Genomic DNA, 22,550 nt, shown 5'->3' with positions numbered 1-22,550 from the left:
GTCGAATGGGAGCGAAGCGCTCCATCACTAGCCGGTCTTGAGCGCAAGCTCCATGGCCTCGGCACGGCCGACGAGGCCGGCATATTGTCCGATCGGCAGCGGCTTGCCGAGCAGATAGCCCTGCACGCCGTCGCAGCCTTCTCCGGCGAGGAAAGCGAGCTGGTCGATCGTCTCGACGCCTTCGGCGATGATCGACATTTCGAGACCGTGGCCGAGGTCGATCACGGCGCGCACGATCGCGGCCGATTGCGGGTTGCGGCCGAGATTGATGATGAAGGCGCGGTCGATCTTGATCTTGTCGAACGGGAACGCCTGCAGATAGCTCAGCGATGAATAGCCGCTGCCGAAATCGTCCATCGAGATGCGGACGCCCAGCGCCTTCAGCCGGCGCAGCAGCGCCAGGCCGCGATCGAAATCCTCGATCAGCACGCCTTCGGTGATCTCGAGCTCGAGCCGACCGGGCGCAAGTCCGGTCTCGATCAGGATCGAATGGACGAGCCCGACCACGTCGCCGTGCATGAACTGCGCCGGCGACAGGTTTACCGCGACCTGGAGCGGCTTCGGCCACGACGCCGCCTCGCGGCAGGCCTCGTGCAGGATCCACTCGCCCATCTCGACGATCAGGCCGCTTTCCTCCGCGATCGGGATGAATTCGGCCGGCGAGACCTGACCGCGCACCGGATGCTGCCAGCGCGCCAAGGCCTCGAAGCCGATGATCTCACTCTCGGCGACGCTGTTGCGCGCGATGCCCTGCGGCTGGAAGGCCAGCGACAATTCGCCGTTCTTGATCGCCTTCGACAGGTCCTGGTGCAGCACGCGGCGATCGCGGATCTGCTGGTCCATCTCGGGCTGGTAGAGGCTGATCGTGCCGCGCGATTTCTGCTTGGCGCGGAACAGGGCGGCGCCGGCATTGGCGAGCAGCGCGGCACCGTCGGGGCCATTGTGCGGGAAGACCGACATGCCGGTGGTGATGCCGGCGCGTACGGCGCGGCCGTCGATGTGGAATTCAGCCGCGAGCGCCTCGCCGAGCTGCTGTGCCAGCGCGAGACCGGCCTCGGGCTGCTTGCCGTCGATGATCAGGCCGAATTCGTCGCCGGACAGGCGCGCCACCAGGCCGCCGCGTGCGGCGTCCTGGAACCGCTGGGCCACCTCGATCAGCAGCTTGTCGCCGAGCGCGTGGCCGAACACGTCGTTGACTTCCTTGAGGCCGTCGAGGTCGACGCAAAGGACAGCGAATTCCTCGTCGGTCCCCTCGCAGGCCTCGATCATCTGGGTCAGCGCCTGGAGGAAGGCCGCGCGGTTCGGCAGATCGGTGAGGCCGTCGTGATAGGCCATGTGCGCCATGCGCGACTCGGTCTGCCGGCGGTTGGTGACGTCCTCGTGGGTCTTGATCAGATATTGCGGCTCGCCCGCATCGTTGAGCACCGTTGCGCGCCGGGTCAGGAACAGGCGCAGGCCGTCCTTGGTGGAGATCGGATGCTCCTCGGTGATCATCCCGCGTTTCTTGATCGCGGCCTCGTCGCGCGCGATGATCAGCTTGGCTTCCTTGGCATTGAAGATGTCGGAGGCGGTCAGGCCGGTGGCTTCCTCGCGCCTGCGGTTGAGGATCGTCTCGGCGCTGCGGTTGGCCAGCAGGTAGCGGCCATCCTTGACCTGCTCCACGATCAGCGCCACCGGGATGTTGTCGACCACGAGTTCGAGGAACTTCTTGGTGCTCTCCAGCTCCATCGACAGCGATTGCCGATCGGTGATGTCCTCGAACACCACCAGCAGGAATTCCGGCTTGTTGCTCTCGTTGCGGACCACGATGCGGATCGAGGCCACCATGCGCCGGGCCTGGTCGACCTCGACTTCGAATTCGTTGCGATGCTGTCCATCCGGCGCCAGCAGCGCGGCGCGGTCGGTCGCCTCGATGCTGTCAGCCGATTTCAGGTCGAACAGCTCACGCGCGTTCTTGCCGACGACCTGATCCCGCGAGAAACCCCAGAAGCGCTCATAGGCGCTGTTGGCGAAAATGTAGCGGCCGTCCTCGATGGTCTTCGCCGCGACGCAGGCCGGCACGTTGTCCAGCACGGTTTCCAGGAATTGCTTGGTCGACGCGAGCTGCCGCGACAGCTTGCGGTGCTCGCTGACGTCGAGATGGGTCGCCACCGAGCCGCCGTTCGGCAGAACGAAATATTTGACCAGGATCGCCCGGCCATCGGGCAGTTCGGTGATCAGGCCGTTGGGGCTTGCCGCTTTCTCGTAGAACTCGTCGTCGGTGACGCCGAGGACCCCGCGCTTGCGCCGCAACCCGAGGATGTCGTAGCCGGTCATGCCGGTCCACAGGTCCGAACGCGCCAGGCCGTAGATGTCAAGATAGCGGTCGTTGCAGAAGATGACGCGCCGCTGCGCATCCGTCATCACCACGCCCTGGTTGAGATTGTTCATGGCGGAGGAGACGAAGGCGTTTCGCCGCAGCTGCGAACGCTTGCTTCGGCGCAGGGCAGAATGGATCCACAGCGCGATAGCAGCCAGAAACGCGCAGACGACGATGCCCCCGATGAGAGCTTCCCAGATCAGATTGGGGTCGAGATTGGCCAGAAAGGTCGGCGGATCGAAGCTTCCGGCATAGGCACGCGAAGGCGCGACCGCGCTGGTCAGGCACACGACGGCCTGCACAGCAATCGGAAGCATGCTGCCTTCCTGCCAGTTTTTCTCGGCCATCCGCCACCCGCAATTTCAACTGCGGATTGTCTGGCTTCACGGGTTTGGATCGGGTAAACGCCTGTACGCCCAACAGAAAAAATGTGACGCGAAATACGGCAATTGCCCTGACATGATAAATGCTTCCTTAACGGAAAACGCCCGCGCGGCGCGTTTTCCAGGCAAACCGGCGCCATCGGCAGCTTCAACGGGACCTCTGCGTAGCCATGGATAGGGTCGACTGCGTCGTCATCGGGGCCGGCGTGGTCGGGCTCGCGGTGGCAAGGAAGCTGGCACAGGCGGGGCGCGAGGTGATCGTGCTCGAGGAAGCCGAAGCCATCGGCACCGTCACCTCCTCGCGCAACAGCGAGGTGATCCATGCCGGGATCTACTACCGCGCCGGAAGCTGGATGGCGCGGATGTGCGTCAGCGGCAAGCAGGCGCTGTATCGCTATTGCGGCGAGCGCGGCATCCCGCACAAGAACTGCGGCAAGCTGATCGTCGCGACCAGTGCGAAGGAAACCGAGAAGCTGCAATCGATCAAGGCGCATGCCGAGGCCAATGGCGTGCTCGACATGCAATTGCTCTCCGGCGAGGCCGCACGCGCACTGGAGCCGGCGCTGGCCTGCGACGCGGCACTGCTGTCGCCGTCAACGGGCATCATCGACAGCCATGCCTATATGCTCTCGCTGCGCGGCGAGGCTGAAGATGCAGGCGCGGCCTTTGCGTTTCACACGCCGCTGATCCGCGCCAAGGCGGAGGCCGGCGTGATCGAGATCGAAGCCGGCGGCGAAGCCCCGATGACCCTGCAATGCGACCTGCTCGTCAACGCCGCCGGACTTTCGGCGACGACCGTGGCGCGTCACATCGACGGTATGCCTGTCGACCGGATTCCGCCGGCCTATCTCGCCAAGGGCAATTATTTCAGCTGCAACGCGCGCGCGCCGTTCTCGCGCCTGATCTATCCGGTGCCCGAGCCCGGCGGGTTAGGGGTGCATCTGACGCTGGACATGACAGGACAGGCGCGCTTCGGCCCCGACGTCGAATGGATCGAGACCATCGATTACGAAGTCGATCCGTCGCGCGCCGAACGCTTCTATCCGGCGATCCGCAAATACTGGCCGACGCTGCCCGATGGCGCGCTGATGCCGAGCTATTCCGGCATCCGCCCGAAGATCGTGCCGCCGGCGGTGGCGACGCAGGATTTTCTGATGCAGGGTCCGCGCGACCACGGCGTTGCAGGGCTGGTCAATCTGTTCGGCATCGAATCGCCGGGACTGACATCGTCGCTCGCGATCGCGGACCACGTCGCGGAGCTCGCAGAGATCTGATCACCGCGCGAAGATGCTCGCGCAATGCGCACCTTACAGCAGGGACAAGCGCGAAGGCTCCCGTCCCTGCCTGAAAGGATACGATCAAACCTGACGCTGTTACGGGGGCTACTAGTGAAGCGTGTCGCCGGACTGCTTCAGTCGTTCGATCTGGTCCTTGACCAGTAACTTGCGGCGCTTCAACTCAACAATTTGCAGGTCGTCTGTTGAAAGGTGCACGAGAGCTTCGTGCAATTCGTTTTCGAGAATTTTGTGCTTCCGTTCCAATTCAACCAGATGTGCCTGAATTGTCATTCGAAACCTCCTCGGTAGGGGTGACCCTTGGATTCGATCCGGACGCGGAAGTGTACATCACCGATTCGTTCTGTCGATGGGTATCCGTCGTCGCATCGTCATTTTTGAAAATTCATATGTAATGAAGCGTGAGTACGGAACCGCGCGGCGAAAAATCCATGATATCAATGCGCTTATGCGGCGCGCTTGCGAATCGTCGAAATATCTTGCGAGAGAGCGGTGCGTGACGGTCGCAGATCGCTTGCGGTCACGCCGCGCAAGGGCGATAATTTCCACAGGGCGTCCACAGCCTTGATCTCAAGCCCATCGGTTTTCGGCCACCGCAGACATGACCCATGAAGACGAGCGTGAGCTCGAAGCCGAGCTCACCCGGTTGCAGCAGGAACACCGAGATCTCGATGCGGCGATCGATGCACTGCATCAATCGCCCGCTCCCGACCTTTTGCGGTTACAGCGGTTGAAGAAGCGCAAGCTATTGTTGCGCGACCGTATCGCCTTCATCGAAGACCAGATCACGCCCGACATCATTGCCTGAGCTGTGAGCGGCCGTGGATTGCCGCGATGAATCCGCTTGACTCGAAAAGAACAAAAAGAGAACATAAATACCGCCCGGACACCCCAGGAACCGCCCAAAGCAAACGCCCAAGGACAACCCGCAAGGACACCGCCGATGTCAGTCCCCGCCCTTCTCGACAACAGCCATTATGAACAGGCCTGCGACCAGGCGATCGCGATGTGCGACGGCAACCTGCGCAGCACGATCAAGGCGCTGATCATGGCCAACGAATACCTGGAAGCCGAGCTGGAGGAATTGCAGGCGGCGATTTCGGCCGGCTGCATTCCCGAGACCTCACGCAGCAGGAGTAGCGCTGCCTGAACTCACCGTTGGAGCAACGCCATGTCTGACGTGACCTACTACGTTGCAATGCCCTTCCTGATCGATGCCGACGGATCGCCTGTCGCGGGCACGGCTGAGGAATGCCAGAGCTCGACGGCCGCGTTGCGACGCGCCGAGGCATTGGCGCGCGGCGCCGGACATATCGGCGCAATCGCATTCAGCCGCAGCGGCGATCCCATGACCGGTGAATTCGGTGATGCCACGCTGCTGCGTAAATTCGGCAATGTGCCGGAAGATCTCGCGACACTGTAAAATCAGCTGCTCACAAGCCTGATCCGCGGCTCGTGCCGCCGCTGCGCTTTGCGCACATACATGGCGGCATCGGCCTCCTCCAGCGCGCGGGCAGCGTCGGACTGCGCGCCGAGCAGCGCGACGCCGGCAGAGGCGCCCGCGGCCACAAGCTGGCCGCGAAAGGTGAAAGACAGATCGTCGATCGCCTGCTCGAAGATGACAGCCTTCGCCTTGGCATCGGTCTCGCTGAGATTCCACAGCAGCAAGGCGAACTCGTCGCCGCCGAGACGTCCGACCACGTCGGAAGCGCGGATCTGCCGCGTCAGCGTGTTCGCGATCGCCTTCAGCACCTCGTCACCGGCGGCATGGCCGAAGGAATCGTTGATCGGTTTCAGGCGATCGACGTCGAGCACGATCAGTGCGCCGCTGGCGCGGTAGCGCTTCATGTAGGCGATGGCGCGCTGGAGCTCGCGCTCGAAGCCGCGCCGGTTGGGAATGCCCAGCAGGAAATCGGTGTCGGCCGCAGCCTCGAGCTCGGCGACGCGCCGCAGCGCTTGCGCGAGCCTGGTCCGCAGGTCGCGGAGGGTCGCTCTGCTGGTGTCCTTGCTAGTTGCCTTGCCAGTCGACTTACCGGTCGTCTTGCCAGTTTCCTTGGCAGCACCGGCACGGGACCCGCGGCGCGGCGCCGTCGCCCGCTTGGGTGCAGTTCTGGTTCGGCTCCCGCGGGTTTTCCGGCCCTTTTTGGCCTTCGCAGCGGTCGCCCTTTTTGGTTTCTTCATGGGCATCCTGCTCAATGAAGGCTTGCGGGGATTCACCAAGACAGGATAGTGCATTCCCTTCTCCTTGCCACCGCCTTGCGAGCCGCCGGCCGGAACCGTTAATCTGGCCTATCTTTCTGTTTTCCGAGCACAATTGACGTCATGACCGCGCCGATCGCCATCATCATGGGAAGCCAGTCGGACTGGGAGACGATGCGGCACGCCGCCGACACGCTCGCAGTCCTCGGTGTCGCCTCCGAGACTCGCATCGTCTCGGCCCACCGCACCCCCGACCGGCTGTTCAGCTTCGCCAAGGGCGCCAAGGCGGCCGGCTTCAAGGTGATCATCGCCGGCGCCGGCGGCGCCGCGCATCTGCCCGGCATGGCCGCGTCGCTGACGGAACTGCCGGTATTCGGCGTGCCCGTCGAGTCCCGAACGCTGAAGGGCATCGATTCGCTCTATTCGATCGTTCAGATGCCCGCCGGCATTCCGGTCGGCACGCTTGCCATCGGCAAGGCCGGCGCGATCAACGCGGCGCTGCTCGCGGCGGCCGTGCTGGCGCTGTCCGATCCCGCGCTGTCCGAGCGCCTGGCCGCCTGGCGCAAGGCGCAGACCGAGGCCGTTGCCGAGCGCCCGGAGGACAAGGCGTGACGGACGCAAAGCAGGTGAAGCTGAAGCCCGGCGACACCATCGGAATCCTCGGCGGCGGGCAACTCGGCCGGATGCTGGCCATGGCCGCGGCGCGGCTTGGCCTGCGCTGCCAGGTGTTCTCGCCCGATCCGGATTCGCCGGCCTTCGACGTCGTGCTGAACGCGACCTGCGCCGAATATGCCGACGTCGAGGCGCTCGAGCTGTTCGCCCATGACGTCGACGTCATCACCTACGAATTCGAGAACGTGCCGTCCGCGGCCGCCATGGTGCTGGATGCGCGCCGCCCGGTACTGCCCAACCGCAAGATCCTGGAGACCACCCAGGACCGGCTCGCCGAGAAGGATTTCGTGACGAAGCTCGGCATCGGCACCGCCGCCTATGCCGACGTCACCTCGGTCGCATCGCTCCGCGAGGCGATCGTGAAGATCGGCCTTCCCGCGGTGCTGAAGACCCGTCGCTTCGGCTATGACGGCAAGGGCCAGGCCATCATCCGCGCGGGCGACGACATCGCGAAAGTGTGGACCAGCCTCGCCACCAAAGCGGCAATCCTGGAAGCCTTCGTGCCGTTCGAGCGCGAGATCTCCGTGATTGCCGCGCGTTCGGCATCGGGCCAGGTCGAGTGCTTCGACGTCACCGAGAACGAGCACCGCGACCACATTCTGAAGATCTCGCGCGCGCCTGCGCCGATTCCGGACGCGCTCGCCGAAGAGGCGCGCAGTATCGCCGGCAAGATCGCAACCGCGCTCGACTATGTCGGCGTGCTCGCGGTTGAGATGTTCGTGCTCGCCAATGGCGGCGGATCGAAGGTGCTGGTCAACGAGATCGCCCCGCGCGTGCACAATTCCGGACACTGGACGCTCGACGGCGCGTCGGTCTCGCAGTTCGAGCAGCACATCCGTGCCATCGCCGGCTGGCCGCTCGGCAAGCCGGTGCGTCACGGCGAGGTCGTGACCATGACCAACCTGATCGGCGACGAGATCAACGACTACGAGTCGTGGCTGAGCGTGCCGGGCGCGACCGTCCACATCTACGGCAAGGGCGCACCGCGCCCCGGCCGCAAGATGGGCCACGTCACCGAAGTCAGGCCTTCGAGGAGCAAGTGAGGGACCGCAGCAGAAAGCTGCGATCCGATTCTTGGTTTCTGTCTTGACGCGTTTTCTCGATGCGAACCGGTACCCGCTTCGCTCGAAAACGCTCTACGCCGTCTTCACGCCCGCGACGACGCCTGCCGGCTCCTCGCTGAGCCAGCGATAGATCACCCCGCCCAGCGCGCCGCCGATCAGCGGTGCGACCCAGAACAGCCAGAGTTGCGACAGCGCCCAGCCGCCGACGAACAGCGCGGGGCCGGTGCTGCGCGCCGGATTCACCGACGTGTTGGTGACGGGGATGCTGACGAGATGGATCATCACCAGCGCGAGCCCGATCGCGAGCGGCGCAAAGCCCGCCGGTGCGCGGCCGTGGGTCGCGCCCATGATGACGAACAGGAACATCATGGTCATCACGACCTCGGTGACGAAGCAGGCGATCATGCTGTACTGGCCCGGCGAATGCGCATCATAGCCGTTGGACGCAAAGCCCTTGGTGACGTCGAAACCGGGCGCGCCGCTGGCGATCACATAGAGCAGTTCAGCGGCGACGATTGCACCGCAGACCTGCGCGATCACGTAAGGCAGGATCTGGCCCGCCGGAAAGCGCCCGCCGGCGGCGAGACCGACGGTGACGGCCGGGTTGAGATGGCAGCCCGAGATGTGGCCGATCGCATAGGCCATGGTGACGACGCTCAAGCCGAAGGCCAGGGACACGCCGACCAGGCCGATGCCGACCTGCGGAAAGCCGGCGGCGATCACCGCGCTGCCGCAACCTGCGAATGTGAGCCAAAACGTACCGATGGCCTCGGCGGCATATTTCTTCATGTCCATGCGGCGTCTCCCCTGATTTCAAAGATTCCGGAACTATGTCCGCTGCGGCCCTTCTTGGCGCCAAATCTCCCAAATCAGGGCCGCAAGGGAGCATTTTCGCCGCATTTAATGGCTGAACTTGGCCCGAAATCCCGATTGGCCGGTGGACATCCAAGGTTTTGTCTGATACATCCGCGCCCTCAAGGTTAAGGGCTTGCGCTTTTTGCCATCCCCTTTGACTTACCAGAATTCAAATCCGATCCACTGAAGAGGATGCCGCGTGCAGGTTCTCGTTCGCGATAACAATGTCGACCAAGCCCTGAAGGCGCTGAAGAAGAAGATGCAGCGCGAGGGCATTTTCCGCGAGATGAAGCTCCGCGGTCACTACGAGAAGCCCTCCGAGAAGAAGGCTCGTGAGAAGGCCGAAGCCGTTCGCCGTGCGCGCAAGCTGGCCCGCAAGAAGCTGCAGCGCGAAGGCCTGTTGCCGATGAAGCCGAAGCCGGTGTTCGGCGCCGGCCCCGGCGGTGAGCGTGGTGGCCGTGGCGGCCCCGGTGCAGGTCCGCGCGGGCCGCGCTGATTTTGCCGGTCGCGCAGGACTGAGTTTTCGATGACGCGGGCCCCAGGCCCGCGTTATTATTTTGTGAGCGGTGCCTTTCTGGGACGGGGCACTACAGATGCGGCACCAGCGCGAGCGAACCGTAGATGGTCTCCCCTTTCCCCGAGCCCGGCTTGGCGCGGCTGCGCCAGATCTGGCGCCAGCAGCTCGCGCTGGCCTTGATGGGGATCACGCTGTGCGGCTGCTCCTTCGATCTGGGCTCGCTGGGTCCGGAGAAGGATAAGCCGCAGGAAGCGCCCGCGGCGGCGACCGCGCCGGATAGCGCCGTCAGCGCCGCCAACGTGACCGAGGCCCAGACCCACACGGCAAAAGCCCAGGCGCTGGTCAAATCGGGCGAGACGCAGGCCGCGCTGGACGAGTTCAATCGCGCCGTCGCGCTCGATCCCTACAACGCGCAGGCGCTCTATGGCCGCGCCCTGCTCTACCAGGGCAACAACGAGCACGACTTCGCAATCGCCGATTTCGGTGCCGCAAGCGGACTCAATCCGCAGAAGGCCGAGCCACTGCTCGGCCGTGCGGTCAGCTATCTGGCGATTGGCAAGGTCAAGGAGGCGGCTGCCGATCTCGACGAAGCATCCGAGGCCGATCCGCAGAACGCCCAGGTCTGGACGACACGGGGACAGGCCTATGAGCGGCTGGGAGACAAGACCAAGGCGGCGGCGTCCTACAACAAGGCCGTCGCGCTGCGCCCACGCGATGACGCCGCCCGCAACGGCTTGGCCCGCGTCGGCGGCTGAAAGTCTGGGGACGGCGCTGACAGCCGTCCTCGTCTTAATCGGGGGTGGCGCCCTTCGGCAGAACCGCGTGGAACATCGACTTCATGCCCGACAGCATTTCGTCGGCGACATTGGTCTTGGGTCGCGGGGTGGATGCGGCAGCACCTGCGTCGGCGCGCAGATCGAGCGGCGGCGCAATCATCGGCACCGGAATATCCGCCGGCGGCGTCAGCCGATTCGGATCGTCATTGCCGATCGAGGCCGTGTAGGGGGAATTCGCCTGCGGCGCGCCGCCATTGCCAAAGGTTTCGGATGACGGCGTCGACACATTGATCGGCGGCGGCAGCGGGCGCACCGTCGACGGCACTGCAGTGATGACGCGGGGGGCCTCCGGCGTACGGGAAGCTTCCTGCACCGCAGGCTCCGGCGGCCTCTCGGCGGCCTTGACCTCGACAGGCTTGATTTCGGATTTGGCCTCAGCGGCCTTCTCAGCGGCCTTGCCCTCAGGCGACTTGCGCAGGCGCTCGATGGCGGCCCGCGCCAGATCGTTGGCGTCGGGGGTCACAGCCGGAGATGCGACGGCCGACGCCGAATTGGCTTCGACCACCGGCGCTGCCGGAGTGGGCGCGACTGGGGAGGTCTTGGCAACCGCCTTCTCATGCGCCGGGGTACGGCCGTGAGAAGGGGCCTCGTCCGCAGCCTTGGTCTCGCCGGGCTTCTCGGCCGCCAGCTTGTCCGTCGCGCTCTTGTCGGAAATGCTCTTCTCGGAGACGCCCCTGGCCTTCACGCCGGGGGCCGGGAGATTGGCCACATCTGCGGGCTTCTTGCCGGCATTGGCAGGCGCCACCACCGCGGCTGGCGTATCCGCCGCCGGCTTGGCGTTGATGTAGTGGTTAACGATGTAGGCCCCGATGATCGTCGCGAGCACCGAGGGGAAAATATCCATCGAGATTTTAGCGAGGTATTTCAGCATTTCTCGGCCACTCCCCGCGCGATCTGATGCGGGAACTTTGGGGCATTGTAAGGGATCAACTGCGACGGATCGATGGCAAAGGCTACGCGTGCCTTACGGCTTCAGCTCAATCTCAAGGAACACGATCTCGGTTGAGGTTTCGTTAAGTACGTCGTGTTGGACGCCGGCCTTGCGGAAGTAGGATTTTCCGGCCGCAAGCTGCGCCTTGGTGCGCTCGCCGCCGGGCGCCACGATGGTCATTTCGCCGGCCACGACGGGAACGATCACGTAGTCCATGCCGTGGGTGTGATGCCCGGTCGCGCTGCCCGGGGCAAGCCGCCATTCGGTTACCCGGACCTGTTCGTTGTCGACCTGAACCTCGGATTTGGCGGCAAGCATCAGAACCTCTCTCGGGCAATCGGTTCAGGGAACGAACACCATGAACGCGTAGACTGCAAATACCACCATATGGACCAGCCCGAACAGGACATTGGTCCTGCCGGTGCCGAAGGTCAGCATGCTCAACAAGAATGTCAGAAACAGCAACGCCGTGTTCTGGGGATTGAGCCCCAGCACCAGCGGCTGGTCGATCACGTAGGTTGCGAGCCCGACTGCCGGGATCGTGAGGCCGATGGTGGCCAGCGAGGACCCGAGCGCCAGGTTGATGCTCTTCTGGAGGTCGTTCTTGCGCGCCGCCGCGATCGCGGAAACACCCTCCGGCATCAGGATCAGGAGCGCGACCAGAAGGCCCGCAAACGCCGGCGGCGCACCGATCCTGTCGGCGACGGCGTCCACCACCAGCGAGAATTTCTTGGCAAGCAGCACGACGGCCAGAAGCGAGATCAGGAGCAGCGCGATGCTCAGCGCCAGCATCTTGCCGGACAAATGGGCGCCCCCGCTCTCGCCCTCAGCCCGCTCATGAACGAAATAGTCCTTGTGCAGGACCATCTGGGTGTAGAGGAAAACGCCATAAAGCACGATGGTCACGAGGTCGACGAAGCCGAGCTGAAGCGTCGAATAGACCGGCCCCGGCGTCGTCAGCGTGTAGTTGGGCATGATCAGCGTCAGCGTCGCGAGCGCAATCAGCACGCTGAGATAGACGTTGGCGCCGGAGAGCTGAAAACCCTGCTCGCGGTAGCGCAGCCCGCCGATAAAGACGCAGAGGCCGACGAGCCCGTTGCAGACGATCATCACCACCGCGAACACGGTGTCGCGCGCAAGCGTCGGGGCAGGCTTGTCGCCGAGCATGATCGTGGTGATCAGCGCGACCTCGATGATGGTCACCGCGAGCGTGAGCAGCAGCGTGCCGAAGGGCTCGCCGATCCGCTCCGCGATCACCTCGGAATGATGCACGGCCGCAAACACGGTGCCGAACAGGATCACCAGCAGGACGACCGCGAACAGGCCGCCGCCGACCGACAGGGTGAAGCCGTAGCCGGTCACGGTGACGATCAGGAACAGCAGCACCGCCAGAGCGGGAAAGATCCAGGATGACCGCGGCATCGGTCCGTGTGCGCTCATGCAGGCGATTCCTTCGTTGGGCCGACCGATTATGCGCGAGAAGATCGCGCGCGTCAGCCCTCAGGAGCCGTTGATGAATTGTCGCGCGGTTTTCGTGACCGCGACCTGGAGGGCCCGTCCCTCACTGCCGTGCATGATCGGCAGCGGCACTGTGGCGCGCGCGATGCGCCGGTAGGATTGCCGCACGCCGCTGCATCAGCGGCGTGCCATACGAGGGGAGTTCTCGCCGCTTACATCGCCTTGACGATGTTCTCGGTGACCTTCTTGGCGTCGCCGAGCAGCATCATGGTGTTGTCGCGGTAGAACAGCGGATTGTCGATGCCGGCATAACCGGAGGCCAGCGACCGCTTGATGAACATCACGGTGCCGGCCTTCCAGACCTGGAGCACGGGCATGCCGTAGATCGGCGAGGTCTTGTCCTCTTCGGCCGCCGGGTTGGTGACGTCGTTGGCGCCGATCACGAAGGCGATGTCGGCCTGCGCGAATTCGGAGTTGATGTCCTCGAGCTCGAACACCTCGTCATAGGGCACGTTGGCTTCGGCCAGCAGCACGTTCATGTGACCGGGCATGCGGCCCGCGACCGGGTGAATGGCGTACTTCACCTCGACGCCTTCCTTCTTCAGCATGTCGGCCATTTCGCGCAGCGCGTGCTGGGCCTGCGCCACCGCCATGCCGTAGCCGGGCACGATGATGACCTTGGAGGCGTTCTTCATGATGAAGGCCGCATCGTCGGCCGAGCCGAGCTTGGCGGGCTTCTGCTCGCCGGTGCCGCCGCCGGCCGCCGCCGTCTCGCCGCCGAAGCCGCCGAGGATGACCGAGATGAAGGACCGGTTCATCGCGTGGCACATGATGTAGGACAGGATCGCACCGGACGAGCCGACCAGCGCGCCGGTGATGATCAGCGCCGAATTGCCGAGCGTGAAGCCGATGCCGGCCGCGGCCCAGCCGGAATAGGAGTTCAGCATCGAGATCACGACCGGCATGTCGGCGCCGCCGATCGGGATGATCATGAGCACGCCGAGCGCCAGCGCCAGGATGACGATCATCCAGAAGTCGAACGCGCTGCCGGACATCACCAGCCCGACGATGAAGACGACGAGCGCGATCGCAAGACCGATGTTGATGACGTGGCGGAGCGGCAGGATGATCGGCGCGCCGCTCATGCGTGCGGACAGCTTCAGGAACGCGATCACCGAGCCGGTGAAGGTCAGCGCGCCGATGGCGACGCCGAGCGACATTTCGACCAGGCTCTGCGAATGGATGTTGCCGGGAGTACCGATATCGAAGGCCTCGGGCGCGTAGAACGCGCCGGCGGCGACCAGCACGGCGGCCATGCCGACCAGGGAGTGGAAGGCGGCGACCAGTTCCGGCATCGACGTCATCGGCACGCGGCGTGCGATGACCGCGCCAATTGCAGCGCCGATGGCGATGCCGACAATCACCAGCACCCAGGCGAGACCGTCGGCCGGCGGATGGTTGGCCAGGGTCGTGGCGACCGCGATCGCCATGCCGATCATGCCGAACAGATTGCCCTGGCGCGACGACGCCGGGCTCGAAAGTCCGCGCAGCGACAGGATGAACAGCACCCCCGCCACGAGATACAACAATGCAGAGAGGTTAGCGCTCATCTCAGGTCCCCATTGATCCCATCAGCCCGAGGTGGCCGCTTACTTCGACTTCTTCTTGTACATCGCCAGCATGCGCTGGGTGACAAGGAAGCCGCCGAAGATGTTGATGCAGGCAAAGATCAGCGCGACGAAACCGAAGGCGCGCGCCCAGCCCGAACCGCTCGAGACGTTGGCGACGCCGCCGGCGAGCAGCGCGCCGACCACGATCACCGACGAGATCGCATTGGTGACGCTCATCAGCGGCGTATGCAGCGCCGGCGTCACCGACCACACCACGAAATAGCCGACGAAGACGGCGAGAACGAAGATCGACAGCCGGAAAATGAAGGGGTCTACGACCTGTGCAGCATGCTCCATGACGGATCTCCTTACGCCTTCGGCTGGAAGTTCGGGTGGATCACGGCGCCGTCCTTGGTCAGCGCGGTGGCCTTGACGAGTTCGTCGTCCCAGTTGACGGCGAGCTTCTTCTCTTTCTTGTCGACCATGGTCTCGATGAAGGAGAACAGATTGCGTGCGTAGAGGCTGGAGGCGGAGGCCGCGACGCGGCCGGCGACGTTGGTATAGCCGACGATCTTGATGCCATCTGTCTCGACGACCTCACCGGCCCTGGCGCCCTCGACATTGCCGCCGCGCTCGACGGCGAGATCGACCAGCACCGAACCGGGCTTCATCGACTTGACCATCTCGCCGGAGACGAGCTTCGGCGCGGGCCGGCCCGGGATCAGCGCAGTGGTGATGACGATGTCCTGCTTCTTGATGTGTTCGGCGGTCAGCGCGGCCTGCTTGGCCTGGTACTCCTTGGACATTTCCTTGGCGTAGCCGCCGGCGGTCTGCGCGTTCTTGAATTCCTCGTCCTCGACGGCGAGGAACTTTGCGCCGAGCGATTCCACCTGCTCCTTCGTGGCCGGGCGCACGTCGGTCGCGGTGACGACGGCGCCGAGACGGCGCGCAGTCGCGATCGCCTGGAGGCCGGCAACGCCGACGCCCATCACGAACACCTTTGCGGCGGGCACGGTGCCGGCCGCGGTCATCATCATCGGGAAGGCACGGCCGAAGGCTTCGGCGCCCTCGATCACGGCCCGGTAGCCGGCGAGGTTCGCCTGCGAGGACAGCACGTCCATCACCTGTGCGCGGGTGATGCGCGGCATCAATTCCATCGCGAAGGCGGAGACGCCTGCATCGGCCATCGCCTTCAGCGCGGCCTCGTTGCCGTAGGGATCCATGATGGCGATGACGAGCGCACCGCGCTTGTATTGCGAAAGCTCGGAGGCTTCGGGACGCTTCACCTTGATGACGATGTCGGCATCCTTCAGCGCATCGGCGCTGACGGTTGCGCCCACCGCGGTGAATTCGGAATCGGGGAGGCCCGACTTGATGCCCGCGCCCGGCTCGACGGCAATCTCGGCGCCCAGCGCCTTGAACTTCTTCACCGTATCAGGCGAAGCCGCGACACGCGGCTCTGACGGATCAATTTCCTTGGCAACGGCGATCTTCATAGGTCCTCCGGCGGCGCGGGACAGCGCACGCACAAAAAAGTAGCGTTACTCCCGCAACGTTGCATACCGGCTTTGGAACCGGCTTGTTTGCAAATTTTGTGGGCAGCTGCCGCCGCAGATGGAGGCAGCCGCCGAAGTCGCTTCAGGTGAGGAAGATCGCCATCAGAATCACGATCAGCGCAACCGACGCCGTGCCGTACTTGACCAGCTTGATGAAGCCCTCGTAGGTCTGCTCGTGAGCAACGTAGTCGTTGCCATCTGCGGTGCTGTACGCAACTTCGCTATGATCTGCCATGGATGTCCCCAGTCGAAAGTCGAATTCCTCGGCTGGGATACCTTAAACCTTCGAGCAGGGCAACGGCACCGAAGCGCGGATTTCCAGCAAATAGGCTCATTTGGAATCCCGATTATCGCGGATCCCGCGCGCCGGATTTGCTTTGCTGAACCGTGGTTCAACACATACAAGGCACCGCCGCTGCCCTAAATCCGGGCAGTTGCGCGCCCTCAGCTCATCGCTTCAAGCTCGTCGATCATGCCGGCGATGACGCTCAGCCCGCGGTCCCAGAACTTCGGGTCCTTGGCATCGAGCCCGAACGGCCGCAGCAGCTCCGAATAGTGCTTGGTACCGCCGGCGGCGAGCATGTCGAGATAGCGCTCGGCAAAGCCCTTCGCCGCGTTCTCGTAGACCGCATAGAGCGAGTTCACGAGGCAATCGCCGAAGGCGTAAGCATAGACGTAGAACGGCGAGTGGATGAAGTGCGGGATGTACATCCAGTAGTTCTCGTAGCCCGCCTTGATCTCGATCGCCGGGCCCAGGCTCTCGCCCTGCACCGACAGCCAGAGTTCGCCGAGCCGCGTCGCGGTCAGTTCGCCGTTCTTGCGCTCGGTGTGGACGGCGCGCTCGAAGGAATAGAACGCGATTTGCCGCACCACGGTATTGATCATGTCCTCGACCTTGCCGGCGAGCAGTGCCTGGCGCTGCTTCGGGCTCTTGGTCTGTGCCAGCAACCTCCGGAACGTCAGCATCTCGCCGAACACGCTCGCGGTCTCCGCCAGCGTCAGCGGCGTCGGCGCCATCAGCGCGCCGTTCTTGGCCGCCAGCACCTGGTGCACGCCGTGGCCGAGTTCATGGGCTAGCGTCATCACGTCGCGCGGCTTGCCCTGGTAGTTCATGAGCACGTAAGGGTGAGCCGACGGCGTGGTCGGATGCGAGAAGGCGCCCGGCGCCTTGCCCGGACGCACCGGTGCATCGATCCAGCGATCGGTGAAGAAACGCTCGGCGATGTCAGCCATCTCGGGCGAGAAGCCGCGATAGGCCGTCAGCACCATGTTCCGCGCATCGGGCCAGCCGATCACGTCGGTCGCGGCGAAGGGCAACGGCGCGTTGCGGTCCCAATAAGCCAGCTTCTTCTTGCCGAACCACTTCGCCTTCAGCGCGTAATAGCGATGCGACAGTCTTGGATAGGCCGCACGCACGGAAGCGACCAGCGCATCCACCACCTCGCGTTCGACGCGATTGTTCAGATGACGCGAATCCGCGACATCCTTGAAGCCGCGCCAGCGGTCGGAGATGTCCTTGTCCTTCGCGAGCGTATTGGTGATCAACGCAAAGGTGCGCTCATTGGCCTTGAAGGTCTTCGCCAGCGCTTCCGCCGCAGCCTTGCGCTTGGCGCCGTCGCGGTCCTGCAGGAAGTTCAGCGTCGGCTCGATCGCCAGTTCTTTCGAGCCGACCTTGAAGCGCAGGCCGGAGATGGTCTGGTCGAACAGCCGGTTGAAGGCGGAATAACCGGTCTGCGCCTTCTCCAGGAACAGCTGCTCGAGCTTGTCGTCGAGCTGATACGGCTTCTCCTTGCGCAGGTCCTCGATCCACGGGCGATAATGCGCGAGCTCGGGCGATTGCATCGCGCGGTTCAAAATATCGTCATCGACGCGGTTGAGCTCGAGCGCGAAGAACAGCAGATGGGTCGAGGCCGCCGTCAGCCGCTCGGAGACGTCGCCGTAAAACTTTGAAATCTCGGGGTCCACGCTGTCGCCGGCGTGGACGAGACCGGCATAGGAGCCGAGACGGCCGGCGAGATCGTCGATCGCCTCATAGCGTCGCACGGCTCCCGCGAGCCATTTTCCGCCATCTTCCTTTGCTGTGCCTGTTGCGAGCTTGCCCTTGTAGTCCGTCTCGAACGCGACGCAATCGGCATCCATCTTCTCGAGATCGCGCACCACTTCCGGCGCATCGATCCCGGAATAGAGATCGGCGAGGTTCCACTCCGGAAGCTTGCCAGTCTTGCTCGCAGGCTTTGCGGAGGGTTTTGCCTTGGCTACCGATGTCTTGGCTGCGGATTTCTTGGCTGCGGATGTCTTGGTGGCTGGTTTGCGGACGGCGGCTTTGGAGCGCGAAGTCATTGTGTGGGAAACCTGTGTTCAACAATCGCGACGGCGGGCGGGGGCAGCAAGGTTTAAGAGTGCGTTAATCGGCTTCGGCCAGAGTGACCCGATTCGAGACAGATAGTAGTAGCGTGCGGGGAGCACCATGGCTGCCAGTATTTTGATCGCAGACGACGACGCCGTAGCCCGCCGACTGGTCGAGAACATGGTGCAGAAATGCGGCTACGAGACGGTCGTCGTCGAGTCCGGCGACGCCGCGATTGCTGCCCTCACCGGCCCGGACGCACCCGCGATCGACGCGGTGATCCTCGATCTCGTCATGCCGGGCCTCGACGGCATGGGCGTGCTGGCGAAAATCCGCGAAGCGGGCCTCAGCGTTCCCGTCATCGTGCAGACTGCCCATGGCGGTATCGACAACGTGATCTCGGCGATGCGTGCAGGTGCGGCCGACTTCGTGGTCAAGCCGGTCGGGCTGGAGCGGCTCCAGGTTTCTCTGCGCAACGCGCTCAATGCTTCCGCACTCAAAGGTGAATTGCAGCGCATTCGTCACAGCCGCGAGGGCCGGCTGACCTTCTCCGACATCATCACGCGCGCCGAGGCGATGGCGGGCGTGATGCGCGCGGCGCAGAAGGCGGCGAACTCCTCGATCCCCGTGCTGATCGAAGGCGAGTCCGGCGTCGGCAAGGAGATGTTCGCGCGCGCCATCCACGGCAGCGGCGAGCGCAAGGCAAAGCCCTTCGTCGCGGTCAATTGCGGCGCGATCCCAGACAATCTCGTCGAATCCATCTTGTTCGGCCACGAGAAGGGCGCCTTCACCGGCGCAACCGAACGGCACACCGGCAAATTCCTCGAGGCTCATGGCGGCACGCTGTTCCTGGACGAGGTCAGCGAGCTGCCGCTGACCGCGCAGGTCAAGTTGCTGCGCGCGCTCCAGGAAGGCGCCGTCGAGGCCGTCGGCGGCCGCAAGCCCGTGAAGGTCGACGTCCGCATCATCTCTGCGACCAATCGCAAGCTGCTGGAACGGGTGAAGCAGGGCCATTTCCGCGAAGATTTGTTCTACCGGCTGCACGTGCTGCCGCTGACGATCCCCTCACTCAAGGCACGGCGCGAGGACATTCCGCATCTCCTCAGGCATTTCCTGGCGCGCTTTGCCGCCGAGGAGAACCGCACGATCTCCGGCGTCAGTGGCGAGGCCGTGGCACATCTCGCCCAGCTCGACTGGCCCGGCAACATCCGCCAGCTCGAAAACGCGGTTTACCGCGCGGTGGTGATGAGCGAGGGCGAGCAACTCGGTCTCGACGACTTCCCGCTTCTGGCCTCGCATCCGCACTCCACGACGGAGATTCCAACCGCGCCTCTGATGATCGAGCCGATCGCAGCGCCATCGGTGGTATCGGGTAGCGAAATACCCATCGCGCCGCTGCCGCTGGCAGGGTCCCTTTCGATGCTGACCGCCACCGGCGATGTCCGCCCGCTCGAGGACATGGAGAGCGAGATCATCCGCTTCGCGATCTCGCACTACCGCGGACAGATGTCCGAGGTGGCGCGCCGACTCAAGATCGGCAGGTCCACGCTCTATCGCAAACTCGACGAAGCCGGAGTTCCCGAACATGGCGGGAAAAGCGGCGAGGAGACGCACTGAACCTCCTCGAACGAGGGTTCGCGCGGGGCAACGATGCGCCCGCAAGCCGTTGAATTACGGCAAAATTCGGCTTCGAGCGAAACCGTGACTTGGAAGTGACAGACACCGGGAAAAGCGCGCGGTGAAACCGCACAATCCGTTGCAAACGGTCTGTCTTGAAGTCAGTTTGTCGTGAGTTTCCCGGGGTAGCGCTAGCTGCGAAAACGGGGCCTGTATATCGTCTGCGTATGAATCGTTGCGTGCAGGCGTGCAACTGTCGAAGGCCGGCCCGATTTAGCCGAAGCTCAATTAGGCGATAACGAAAGCTGTTCCACGAGGGACAGTTCACCCGAGGGGTGCGACACAATGCGTGACTGTTTGAACCACCGTGCAGGCTTCGACCGCGTTCTGGCGACGGTCGCGGCGACCTTCCTCACGGTATCGGCCGGCTCGGCGCTGGCACAGGATCAGGCGCGCAGTAGCGCCGCGGAACTCGCGATCGAAGCCGCGATCCCGCGCCCCGAGCCTGCAAACGTCCCGCCCCCGACCGCCTCCGACATCAAGCTCGACACCACCGCCACCGTCCAGGACGCGCCGAAGGAAACTGCGAAGGAGCCCGTCAAGGCTGAGGCGGCTCCGGCGCCGGCTGCCGACAAGGTCGCGACCAAGCCCTCTGATGTCGCCACGACGCCCGCAGCCGACGCGCCTAAGAGCGAGACGGCGACCACCGAACCCGCGAAGAGCGAGCCCGCCAAATCTGAAGCTGCCAAATCTGAATCTGCGAAGTCTGAGCCGGCGAAATCCGAACCTGCCAAGGCCGACACCGCAGCCGCGCCGGCTGCCGCTCCAGCAGCCCCTGCGGCGGCAGCAGCGACTCCGGCCACTGAGCCGGTGAAGGCTGCGAGCAACGTCCCCGCCGCCGACCAGCCGGTCGCCGACAAGATCAAGGACATCCTCGGCACCAAGACCTCGCGTCACTTCGACCGCAAGAATGAGCGCGCCGCCGCCGAGAAATTCTACGGCGCCCGTGACTTCGCGCCGGTCTGGACGCAAGCCGGCAGCCTGACCGCAGCAGCCAAGGGCGTGATTGCCCGGCTGAAGGATGCGGCCTCAGACGGTCTCAACCCTGCAGATTATCCGGTGCCCGACTTCGCCGCCGCCACCACGCCAGACGCGCTTGCCGACGCCGAGCTGAAGCTCACCGCCAGCATGTTCGACTATGCGCGCCAGGCGCAGAGCGGCCGCATGCACTGGTCCCAGGTCAGCGCCGACATCCTCTATCCCGAGCATCCGATCGATCCGAACGAAGTGCTCACCAAGGTCACGACGGCGGCTGATGCTTCCGCTGCACTGGACAGCTACAACCCGCCGCAGAAGCTCTACAAGGAGCTGAAGGCGCAGCTTGCGAAGCTTCGCGGCCAGGGCGACGGCCCGGTGATCGAGATCACCGACGGCCCCGCGCTGAAATACACGCCGGCCAAGGGCAAGAAGCAGGCTGAGATCGTCGTGCAGGATCCGCGCGTGCCGCAGCTCCGCGCCAAGCTCGGCATCACCAACAACGCCAGCGACGACCATTACGACGCAACGGTCGCCGAGGCCGTGCGCAAATTCCAGGACGGCGCCGACATGAAGGCGACCGGCATCCTCGACGAGAAGACGGTCAAGGCACTGAACAGCCCGAAGCGCGACAAGCAGATCGACACCGTGCTGGTGAACATGGAGCGCTGGCGCTGGCTGCCGCGCGACCTCGGCGCCCCCTCGCTCGGCGATGCCTACGTCATCCTCAACATTCCCGACTACACGCTGAAGGTGATGCAGCGCGGCCAGCAGGTCTGGACCACCCGCGTCGTCACCGGCAAACCGGGCCAGCACGCGACGCCGCTCCTGACCGAGACGATGAAGTACATCACCGTCAACCCGACCTGGAACGTGCCGCCGTCGATCGTCTATGGCGAATATCTGCCGGCGTTGCAGCAGGACCCGACCGTGCTTCAGCGCATGGGTCTGAAGCTCGAGCAGAACCGCGACGGCTCGGTGCATATTTCGCAGCCGCCCGGCGAGGCCAACGCACTCGGCCGCATCCGCTTCAACTTCCCGAACAAGTTCCTCGTCTATCAGCACGACACGCCGGACAAGTACCTGTTCGCCAAGGACGAGCGCGCCTTCAGCCACGGCTGCATGCGCGTGCAATATCCGGATCAGTACGCCTCGGTGCTGCTCAACATCGCCCTGCCGAACGACCACTACACGCCGGAGCGCGTTCGCAGCATGTACGGTTCGAGCGAAGTTGATCTGAAGTTCCCGACGCCGATCCCGGTCAACATCACCTATCAAACCGCATTCGTGGATGACGGCGGCAAGCTGCAATTCCGCAAGGACGTCTATGGTCGCGATGCGACCATGATCAACATGCTCAAGAACAGCCGCGGCAAGGATCTCGAGACCGTCATCGCGCACTCGCAGCCGAGCTATTCGCGCCCGGCGACGACGCTGCCCTCGGGCGTTGCGCTGGCCAACAATGGCGCCAGCTCGTCCGGCCTGAACTTCTTCGAGCGGCTGTTCGGCGGTGGGGCCCCGGCCCAGCCGCCGGCTCCGGTCGGCCGCCGGCCGCAGCAGCGGGTGTTCACCCGCTAAGCCTGGCGAGGCTGAACTTCTAAATTCTCCAACGAAATCAGCGCCCCCGTCCCCTGGATGGGGTCGCTTAACGTTAACCATTCTCCGGTTGCGCCCCGGCACCCGGGCGTTTTTTTGCCACAGTCAACCGTTTAGGATTGTAGTCTGACTTGGTTTGGGGGCGGGAAGGTCAACCTCGAATTAACCTTCTCGCTTTAAGAAAGCGTTCATCCTCTTTCGCGCGCTAACGGGGTTGGCG

Annotated in this window: 22 protein-coding genes; 10 read left to right on the top strand and 12 right to left on the bottom strand. The window is 64.2% G+C overall.

Features of this window, described 5'->3' with window-relative positions; translation table 11 throughout:
- Nucleotides 1-27: 27 nt before the first annotated feature.
- Entirely contained in the window at nucleotides 28-2,706 is a 2,679-nt protein-coding gene (locus XH90_RS05965) for an EAL domain-containing protein (protein ID WP_194479662.1), read from the bottom strand.
- 206 nt (nucleotides 2,707-2,912) lie between these two features.
- Between XH90_RS05965 and XH90_RS05960 the strand changes: the two genes are divergently transcribed.
- Nucleotides 2,913-4,016, top strand: coding sequence for an NAD(P)/FAD-dependent oxidoreductase (locus XH90_RS05960; protein ID WP_194479661.1), 1,104 nt, complete (start codon nucleotides 2,913-2,915; stop codon nucleotides 4,014-4,016).
- A gap of 111 nt (nucleotides 4,017-4,127) precedes the next feature.
- On the opposite strand, the gene XH90_RS05955 is transcribed toward XH90_RS05960, so the two are convergent.
- Nucleotides 4,128-4,310, bottom strand: coding sequence for a YdcH family protein (locus XH90_RS05955; RefSeq protein ID WP_194479660.1), 183 nt, complete (start codon nucleotides 4,308-4,310; stop codon nucleotides 4,128-4,130).
- Between the two features lie 328 nt (nucleotides 4,311-4,638).
- On the opposite strand from XH90_RS05955, the gene XH90_RS05950 reads away from it, so the two are divergent.
- The 3 genes from XH90_RS05950 to XH90_RS05940 all read left to right on the top strand — a co-directional run bounded on the left by XH90_RS05950 (nucleotide 4,639) and on the right by XH90_RS05940 (nucleotide 5,460).
- Nucleotides 4,639-4,845, top strand: a complete 207-nt coding sequence (locus XH90_RS05950) for a YdcH family protein (protein WP_018641547.1) — start codon at nucleotides 4,639-4,641, stop codon at nucleotides 4,843-4,845.
- A gap of 135 nt (nucleotides 4,846-4,980) precedes the next feature.
- The gene (locus XH90_RS05945; protein ID WP_194479659.1) at nucleotides 4,981-5,187 is read left to right on the top strand and encodes a hypothetical protein; all 207 of its coding nucleotides are present in this window, start codon (nucleotides 4,981-4,983) and stop codon (nucleotides 5,185-5,187) included.
- Between the two features lie 21 nt (nucleotides 5,188-5,208).
- A complete protein-coding gene (locus XH90_RS05940) occupies nucleotides 5,209-5,460 on the top strand; it encodes a hypothetical protein (RefSeq protein ID WP_194479658.1) in 252 nt (83 codons plus the stop codon).
- A gap of 2 nt (nucleotides 5,461-5,462) precedes the next feature.
- Here the strand turns inward: XH90_RS05940 and XH90_RS05935 are convergent, their stop codons facing one another.
- A complete protein-coding gene (locus XH90_RS05935; RefSeq protein WP_194479657.1) occupies nucleotides 5,463-6,218 on the bottom strand; it encodes a GGDEF domain-containing protein in 756 nt (251 codons plus the stop codon).
- A gap of 141 nt (nucleotides 6,219-6,359) precedes the next feature.
- Here XH90_RS05935 and purE point away from each other — a divergent pair, with 141 nt between their 5' ends.
- Nucleotides 6,360-6,848, top strand: a complete 489-nt coding sequence (purE, locus tag XH90_RS05930; protein WP_194479656.1) for a 5-(carboxyamino)imidazole ribonucleotide mutase — start codon at nucleotides 6,360-6,362, stop codon at nucleotides 6,846-6,848.
- A complete protein-coding gene (locus XH90_RS05925; RefSeq protein WP_194479655.1) occupies nucleotides 6,845-7,951 on the top strand; it encodes a 5-(carboxyamino)imidazole ribonucleotide synthase in 1,107 nt (368 codons plus the stop codon). The genes purE and XH90_RS05925 overlap by 4 nt, the downstream gene beginning before the upstream one ends.
- A 93-nt stretch (nucleotides 7,952-8,044) precedes the next feature.
- On the opposite strand, the gene aqpZ is transcribed toward XH90_RS05925, so the two are convergent.
- A complete protein-coding gene (aqpZ, locus tag XH90_RS05920) occupies nucleotides 8,045-8,767 on the bottom strand; it encodes an aquaporin Z (RefSeq protein ID WP_194479654.1) in 723 nt (240 codons plus the stop codon).
- 259 nt (nucleotides 8,768-9,026) lie between these two features.
- Between aqpZ and rpsU the strand changes: the two genes are divergently transcribed.
- Together rpsU and XH90_RS05910 are read left to right on the top strand one after the other, a co-directional pair.
- On the top strand, nucleotides 9,027-9,323 hold the full coding sequence (gene rpsU / locus XH90_RS05915) for a 30S ribosomal protein S21 (RefSeq protein ID WP_027545547.1): 297 nt from the start codon (nucleotides 9,027-9,029) through the stop codon (nucleotides 9,321-9,323).
- A gap of 125 nt (nucleotides 9,324-9,448) precedes the next feature.
- Complete coding sequence (locus XH90_RS05910) at nucleotides 9,449-10,099, top strand: tetratricopeptide repeat protein (protein WP_194479653.1); 651 nt, start codon at nucleotides 9,449-9,451, stop codon at nucleotides 10,097-10,099.
- 34 nt (nucleotides 10,100-10,133) lie between these two features.
- Here the strand turns inward: XH90_RS05910 and XH90_RS05905 are convergent, their stop codons facing one another.
- From XH90_RS05905 to XH90_RS05870, 8 genes are all read right to left on the bottom strand, one after another.
- Nucleotides 10,134-11,051: a hypothetical protein gene (locus XH90_RS05905; protein ID WP_194479652.1), complete on the bottom strand. Its 918-nt coding sequence runs from the start codon at nucleotides 11,049-11,051 to the stop codon at nucleotides 10,134-10,136.
- 93 nt (nucleotides 11,052-11,144) lie between these two features.
- The gene (locus tag XH90_RS05900; RefSeq protein ID WP_194479651.1) at nucleotides 11,145-11,429 is read right to left on the bottom strand and encodes a cupin domain-containing protein; all 285 of its coding nucleotides are present in this window, start codon (nucleotides 11,427-11,429) and stop codon (nucleotides 11,145-11,147) included.
- A 24-nt stretch (nucleotides 11,430-11,453) separates the two neighbouring features.
- On the bottom strand, nucleotides 11,454-12,551 hold the full coding sequence (locus XH90_RS05895) for a calcium:proton antiporter (protein WP_194479650.1): 1,098 nt from the start codon (nucleotides 12,549-12,551) through the stop codon (nucleotides 11,454-11,456).
- A gap of 230 nt (nucleotides 12,552-12,781) precedes the next feature.
- Nucleotides 12,782-14,179 (bottom strand): NAD(P)(+) transhydrogenase (Re/Si-specific) subunit beta, encoded by a 1,398-nt coding sequence (locus tag XH90_RS05890; protein WP_194479649.1) that lies wholly within the window; start codon nucleotides 14,177-14,179, stop codon nucleotides 12,782-12,784.
- 39 nt (nucleotides 14,180-14,218) lie between these two features.
- A complete protein-coding gene (locus XH90_RS05885) occupies nucleotides 14,219-14,536 on the bottom strand; it encodes a proton-translocating transhydrogenase family protein (RefSeq protein WP_014492434.1) in 318 nt (105 codons plus the stop codon).
- Nucleotides 14,537-14,547: 11 nt separating this feature from the next.
- Nucleotides 14,548-15,675, bottom strand: a complete 1,128-nt coding sequence (locus XH90_RS05880) for a Re/Si-specific NAD(P)(+) transhydrogenase subunit alpha (protein WP_194479648.1) — start codon at nucleotides 15,673-15,675, stop codon at nucleotides 14,548-14,550.
- A 142-nt stretch (nucleotides 15,676-15,817) separates the two neighbouring features.
- Nucleotides 15,818-15,970 (bottom strand): aa3-type cytochrome c oxidase subunit IV, encoded by a 153-nt coding sequence (locus XH90_RS05875; RefSeq protein WP_018317799.1) that lies wholly within the window; start codon nucleotides 15,968-15,970, stop codon nucleotides 15,818-15,820.
- A 209-nt stretch (nucleotides 15,971-16,179) separates the two neighbouring features.
- Entirely contained in the window at nucleotides 16,180-18,075 is a 1,896-nt protein-coding gene (locus XH90_RS05870) for a M3 family oligoendopeptidase (RefSeq protein ID WP_194479647.1), read from the bottom strand.
- Between the two features lie 127 nt (nucleotides 18,076-18,202).
- Between XH90_RS05870 and XH90_RS05865 the strand changes: the two genes are divergently transcribed.
- Both XH90_RS05865 and XH90_RS05860 read left to right on the top strand, forming a co-directional pair.
- The gene (locus XH90_RS05865) at nucleotides 18,203-19,699 is read left to right on the top strand and encodes a sigma-54 dependent transcriptional regulator (RefSeq protein ID WP_194479646.1); all 1,497 of its coding nucleotides are present in this window, start codon (nucleotides 18,203-18,205) and stop codon (nucleotides 19,697-19,699) included.
- A 345-nt stretch (nucleotides 19,700-20,044) separates the two neighbouring features.
- On the top strand, nucleotides 20,045-22,312 hold the full coding sequence (locus XH90_RS05860) for a murein L,D-transpeptidase (RefSeq protein ID WP_194479645.1): 2,268 nt from the start codon (nucleotides 20,045-20,047) through the stop codon (nucleotides 22,310-22,312).
- Nucleotides 22,313-22,550: the final 238 nt, after the last annotated feature.

This window comes from Bradyrhizobium sp. CCBAU 53338 (genome assembly GCF_015291665.1).
In the GTDB taxonomy this organism is placed as follows: domain Bacteria; phylum Pseudomonadota; class Alphaproteobacteria; order Rhizobiales; family Xanthobacteraceae; genus Bradyrhizobium.
This window is presented reverse-complemented; position numbering and strand designations above follow the sequence as displayed.

Bases quoted from the DNA above. Each gene is read 5' to 3' on its own strand.
- XH90_RS05895 (WP_194479650.1), bottom strand. From the start codon at position 12,551: ATGAGCGCACACGGACCGATGCCGCGGTCATCCTGGATCTTTCCCGCT.
- XH90_RS05940 (WP_194479658.1), top strand. From the start codon at position 5,209: ATGTCTGACGTGACCTACTACGTTGCAATGCCCTTCCTGATCGATGCC.
- purE (WP_194479656.1), top strand. From the start codon at position 6,360: ATGACCGCGCCGATCGCCATCATCATGGGAAGCCAGTCGGACTGGGAG.
- XH90_RS05945 (WP_194479659.1), top strand. From the start codon at position 4,981: ATGTCAGTCCCCGCCCTTCTCGACAACAGCCATTATGAACAGGCCTGC.
- XH90_RS05955 (WP_194479660.1), bottom strand. From the start codon at position 4,310: ATGACAATTCAGGCACATCTGGTTGAATTGGAACGGAAGCACAAAATT.
- XH90_RS05910 (WP_194479653.1), top strand. From the start codon at position 9,449: ATGGTCTCCCCTTTCCCCGAGCCCGGCTTGGCGCGGCTGCGCCAGATC.
- XH90_RS05870 (WP_194479647.1), bottom strand. From the start codon at position 18,075: ATGACTTCGCGCTCCAAAGCCGCCGTCCGCAAACCAGCCACCAAGACA.
- XH90_RS05865 (WP_194479646.1), top strand. From the start codon at position 18,203: ATGGCTGCCAGTATTTTGATCGCAGACGACGACGCCGTAGCCCGCCGA.
- XH90_RS05935 (WP_194479657.1), bottom strand. From the start codon at position 6,218: ATGAAGAAACCAAAAAGGGCGACCGCTGCGAAGGCCAAAAAGGGCCGG.
- XH90_RS05875 (WP_018317799.1), bottom strand. From the start codon at position 15,970: ATGGCAGATCATAGCGAAGTTGCGTACAGCACCGCAGATGGCAACGAC.
- XH90_RS05860 (WP_194479645.1), top strand. From the start codon at position 20,045: ATGCGTGACTGTTTGAACCACCGTGCAGGCTTCGACCGCGTTCTGGCG.
- XH90_RS05965 (WP_194479662.1), bottom strand. From the start codon at position 2,706: ATGGCCGAGAAAAACTGGCAGGAAGGCAGCATGCTTCCGATTGCTGTG.
- XH90_RS05905 (WP_194479652.1), bottom strand. From the start codon at position 11,051: ATGCTGAAATACCTCGCTAAAATCTCGATGGATATTTTCCCCTCGGTG.
- XH90_RS05880 (WP_194479648.1), bottom strand. From the start codon at position 15,675: ATGAAGATCGCCGTTGCCAAGGAAATTGATCCGTCAGAGCCGCGTGTC.
- XH90_RS05890 (WP_194479649.1), bottom strand. From the start codon at position 14,179: ATGAGCGCTAACCTCTCTGCATTGTTGTATCTCGTGGCGGGGGTGCTG.
- XH90_RS05960 (WP_194479661.1), top strand. From the start codon at position 2,913: ATGGATAGGGTCGACTGCGTCGTCATCGGGGCCGGCGTGGTCGGGCTC.
- XH90_RS05885 (WP_014492434.1), bottom strand. From the start codon at position 14,536: ATGGAGCATGCTGCACAGGTCGTAGACCCCTTCATTTTCCGGCTGTCG.
- aqpZ (WP_194479654.1), bottom strand. From the start codon at position 8,767: ATGGACATGAAGAAATATGCCGCCGAGGCCATCGGTACGTTTTGGCTC.
- XH90_RS05950 (WP_018641547.1), top strand. From the start codon at position 4,639: ATGACCCATGAAGACGAGCGTGAGCTCGAAGCCGAGCTCACCCGGTTG.
- XH90_RS05900 (WP_194479651.1), bottom strand. From the start codon at position 11,429: ATGCTTGCCGCCAAATCCGAGGTTCAGGTCGACAACGAACAGGTCCGG.